Below are 4,219 nucleotides of genomic sequence, written 5' to 3'. Positions count from 1 at the left end.
GCGCCGATGCCGGGCAAACTGCTCGCCGTGCATGTAAAGCCGGGCGATACGGTCACCAAGGGTGATCCGGTTGCGGTGATGGAAGCCATGAAGATGGAGCACACCCTGCCAGCGCCGCGCGATGGCGTGGTGGAGTCCGTGGAGGCTGCCGCCGGGGACCAGGTCGCCGAGGGCGATGTGCTGGTTCATCTGGAGGCGGAGTAACCCCCACCCTTCACATGCAGGTGTGGTCCTTCAGCTCCGGACAGGTGAGGTCGGAGCAATCTCGCGCGCCGAGAGTGGGTGTGGAGACGCGCGAAAACAAGGAAACATGTAAAGGGTAGGGGCCGCTGCGTGACTAGGCCGCGACAGCGTAACCGGAGTGGACCCGTGCAGGTATCTGCGCTTCGGGGCGATAGCGGCGGTGCACGATCGGCGGCGCGCTGATCTCGCCAAGCGGGTTGGCCGCGTAGGCCGTCGGCTCGGTTCTCAGGATCAGTTCGCCATATTCATTCTTGGCGACAGAGACGGGCGCGGCAGAGCCATCGCGCTCGGCGGCCCAGAATTCAACGCCTGTCGAGGCCAGCGCAATCGCCTGTTCCAGCTCCATGCGGAAGCCGTCGCCATAGACGACATCCTTGGACTCAATTGGATCGTACTCACATCCCTTGATCACCAAACCCGACATGCTGAAACCCCTCGTGAAACTGTGTGCTGAACCTGTTCTTCGCTTGATCTGCGATAAGAGAACATAACCAGAATATTCACCTTTTGGAAAGGAAAAAGTTCTGACTTTGTTCCAAAAAGTTTGAAATCCGAAAAGATTCAGGAGTCTACGGGGAGAGTGCTAACCCTGCAGCCGCTTGAGCGCCCGCTCGCGTCCGATCAGGGGAAGCAGTGCGCCCATGTCGGGGCCGTGTTCCTGGCCGGTCAGCGCCTTGCGGAGCGTCATGAACAGGCCACGGCCTTTGCGGCCGGTTTCGGCCTTCACGGCATTCGCCCACTGACTCCAGCTCTCGCCCGTCAGGTCGCCCTCGGGCAGCAGGGTTGCGGCGGTCGCTACGAAGTCCTTGTCTTCAGCATCCACCAGAGGCGTGATCTCGCCAAACACGGTCTCGACCCATGCGGCCACGTCCGGCAACAGCGAGCAATTCTCCCGCACCACAGTCCAGAACGCCTCATCGGCGGCGCGAGGGTCCACATCGGCGAGCCGGTCCTTCACCGCCTCAAAGGGGAGGCCGTGCAGGATCGCCGCGTTCAGCGACAAGAGTTCGGTCTCGTCGAAGCGCGCCGGGGCGCGGCCGATCTTGCCGAAATCGAATTCCGCGACCAGCTGGTCCAGCGTTTCGCGCGCCTCGACATTGTCGGATGTGCCGATCTTGGCGAGCAGGCTGGAGACCGCCATCGGCTCATAGCCCTGCGCGCGCAATTCGCCCATCGACAGCGAGCCGAGGCGTTTCGACAGGCCCTGACCATCCGCGCCGATCAGCAGCGGCGTATGCGCCATGTCCGGCGCCGTGCCGCCCAGCGCCTTGAAGATCTCGATCTGCGCGCCGGAATTGGTGACATGGTCTTCCCCGCGCACGACATGGGTGATCTTCGCCTCGATATCATCGACGACCGAGGGGAGGGTGTAGAGATAGGAGCCGTCCTCGCGGATCAGGATCGGGTCGGACAGGCTGGACGTGTCGATGCTCTGGTCTCCGCGCACCAGGTCGGTCCACTCGACGCGCCCGCCGGAGAGTTTGAAACGCCAGTGAGGCGTGCGGCCTTCGGCTTCGAGTTTCGCCTTGTCTTCATCGCTCAGCTCCAGCGCCGCGCGGTCATAGACGGGCGGGCGGCCGCGCGACAGCGCGATCTTGCGCTTGCGGTCCAGCTCGTCAGCTGTCTCGTAGCAGGGATAGAGCAGGCCCATTTCGCGCAGCTTGTCGGCCGCCGCGTCATATTCGGCAAAGCGCTTGGACTGGCTGAAACTGTCGTCCCAGACGAGGCCGAGCCAGGTCAGGTCGGTGCGGATTCCGTCTTCATATTCCTGTGTCGAGCGCTCGGTATCGGTGTCATCGATGCGCAGGATGAACTTGCCCTGCTGGCCCTTGGCGAACAGCCAGTTGATCAGCGCCGTGCGCACGTTACCTACGTGCAGGCGGCCGGTGGGCGAAGGAGCGAAGCGAACAATCGGTGCAGTCATGGAAAAAACCTGTTTTGAAGCGTGCTTTCGACATCAAATCACGCAAAAAGCCAAGGGCCGATGCCATATTCTTGCTATTGTTCGTGCTAATGTGCGACGGGCATGTGAGTCGCCGTCGAGGAGAGGTAGATGAGACTGGGCTGTATTCTGATCGCCGCGGGCCTGTTGGCGGCCTGCGGGCAGGAGCGTGCGGAGGCTCCGGCAGAGACGCCGGCGCCCGCAACGACCGAGGTGACCTCAGACCTCGACAGCGCGCTGGAGGCAGAGCCTGCCGCGCCGCCCGTCGATGATATCAATTATCAGGCCCTGTCGGGATATGATGAGAGCTGGTATGTCAGCGCGGGCTGGCCCGGCGAATATCCAGCCGGTTTTGCGGTGCTGGATGCTGGCACGACCGTTCCTGCCTGGACGGTGCCGAATGGCGCCAATGAAGCCGACACAAGCTGCGCCCTGCCGCAATACGCCAATTACCAGCTCTGGAATTATGACCGCGCCGACGCCGATGACCTGCGCTTCTTCGTGGCGACCAAGACATTCCCGGTCACGCTCAACCAGGATGCCAGCATCGAATACATTTCCGATGGCGGCATCCACACGCTCGACCTGAAGGCTGGCGACCAGCTGACATACCTCCGCTATCTGGGGGAGGGGTTCACCGTCGTGTCTTATGACGGCGCCGAATACGACATCAACGAGGCCGAGCTGCGTGATATCAGCGATATCGGCTCCATGCCGACGGTTGAGGACCAGTGGGTGCGCGTCACCTGCGCGGACGGCACGCAGCCCTGGCTGCTCTATGCGTCCGTTATCGACCATCCCGGCATCGCGCCATCGCCCATGCTGGCCTATGGCGAAGCGAGCGATATTGCCCCGGAAGATGCCGAGCAGATCCGCATGGATGCCGAGGCCAACCGCCTCGCCTATGAAGGGGTTGAGCCCGGCTCGCTCGAATAGGGGCCAAACGCCCGATCAATCGTCCCGGAAGCGGTTGGTGATCGGATAGCGCCGGTCGCGGCCGAAATTCTTGCCGCCAACCTTCACGCCCGGCGGGGCCTGACGGCGCTTGTATTCGGCGATGTAGAGCAGATGCTCGATTCGTTTCACCACGGCCCGGTCATGCCCGCGCGCCAGGATTGCCTCGATCGGCTCTTCCTCGTCCACCAGCCCGCGCAATATATCATCCAGCACATCATAAGGCGGCAGCGAGTCATCATCGCGCTGGTCCTCGCGCAGCTCTGCAGAGGGCGGCTTGGTGATGATCCGCTCCGGGATCACTTCGCCCGCCGGGCCCAGCGCGCCGCGCGGCACCATCGTGTTGCGCCACTTGGCCAGTTCGAACACTTCGGTCTTGTAGAAATCCTTCAGCGCATTGTAGCCGCCGCACATGTCGCCATAGAGCGTCGCATAGCCGACCGCCATCTCACTCTTGTTGCCCGTCGTCACCACCATATGGCCGAACTTGTTCGACAGCGCCATCAGCGTCACCGCCCTCAGGCGCGACTGGATGTTCTCTTCGGTCGTGTCCGGTTTGGTGCCGGCAAACTGGTCGGCCAGCATCTCGCCCATCGCACCCACGCCGGGGGCAATATTGATGCTGTCATACTTTACGCCCAGCGCCTCGGCGCAGGCTTTGGCGTCTTCCAGACTGTCCGAGGACGTATATTTCGACGGCATCATCACACACCAGACCCGGTCCGGCCCCAGCGCGTCCACGGCCATCGCCGCCGTCAGCGCGCTATCGATCCCGCCTGACATGCCCAGCACGACGCCGGGGAATTTGTTCTTGTTGACATAATCGCCCAGCGCCAACACCGCCGCGCGGTATTCGGCATGCCAGCCTTCGGTCAGCTCGGCCTGCGCGTCGCTCTCGAAACAATGCGTGGCCGGATCAAAAGCCACCATCGCCGTGCCGGTGACGAAATCGCCGAGCAGCTGGTGCTCGGTCCCGTCATGATCGACCGCGTAGGAGCTGCCATCAAAGACCAGCTCGTCCTGCCCGCCCACCTGGTTCACGAACAGGTACGGCACGCCCGTCTTGCGCCAGGCGGAAAA

The 4,219-nt window shown here is 62.8% G+C and carries 5 protein-coding genes; 2 read left to right on the top strand and 3 right to left on the bottom strand.

The annotated features are described in order from the left end of the window. Window positions 1–204: acetyl-CoA carboxylase biotin carboxyl carrier protein subunit (locus B4F73_RS04785; protein ID WP_290482618.1), on the top strand; the 204-nt coding region annotated here is incomplete at its 5' end. Between the two features lie 133 nt (window positions 205–337). Here B4F73_RS04785 and B4F73_RS04780 read toward each other — a convergent pair. After that, window positions 338–667, bottom strand: a complete 330-nt coding sequence (locus B4F73_RS04780; protein WP_290478635.1) for a hypothetical protein — start codon at window positions 665–667, stop codon at window positions 338–340. Between the two features lie 159 nt (window positions 668–826). After that, window positions 827–2,167: a glutamate--tRNA ligase gene (gene gltX, locus B4F73_RS04775; RefSeq protein ID WP_290482617.1), complete on the bottom strand. Its 1,341-nt coding sequence runs from the start codon at window positions 2,165–2,167 to the stop codon at window positions 827–829. Between the two features lie 129 nt (window positions 2,168–2,296). On the opposite strand from gltX, the gene B4F73_RS04770 reads away from it, so the two are divergent. Then, entirely contained in the window at window positions 2,297–3,121 is an 825-nt protein-coding gene (locus tag B4F73_RS04770; protein ID WP_290482616.1) for a hypothetical protein, read from the top strand. A 15-nt stretch (window positions 3,122–3,136) separates the two neighbouring features. Here the strand turns inward: B4F73_RS04770 and B4F73_RS04765 are convergent. Next, window positions 3,137–4,219 (bottom strand): NAD+ synthase (locus tag B4F73_RS04765; RefSeq protein WP_290482615.1); only part of this gene is annotated, 1,083 nt, incomplete at its 5' end.

The sequence above is a fragment of the Hyphomonas sp. UBA3601 genome (genome assembly GCF_002375605.1).
Classification (GTDB): domain Bacteria; phylum Pseudomonadota; class Alphaproteobacteria; order Caulobacterales; family Hyphomonadaceae; genus Hyphomonas.
The sequence above is the reverse complement of the archived record's forward strand: the minus strand, read 5'-3'. Positions and strand labels throughout refer to the sequence as shown.

What these genes read in the sequence shown, in the direction of transcription:
- B4F73_RS04780 (WP_290478635.1), bottom strand. Translation starts at nt 667, where the DNA reads ATGTCGGGTTTGGTGATCAAGGGATGTGAGTACGATCCAATTGAGTCC.
- gltX (WP_290482617.1), bottom strand. Translation starts at nt 2,167, where the DNA reads ATGACTGCACCGATTGTTCGCTTCGCTCCTTCGCCCACCGGCCGCCTG.
- B4F73_RS04770 (WP_290482616.1), top strand. Translation starts at nt 2,297, where the DNA reads ATGAGACTGGGCTGTATTCTGATCGCCGCGGGCCTGTTGGCGGCCTGC.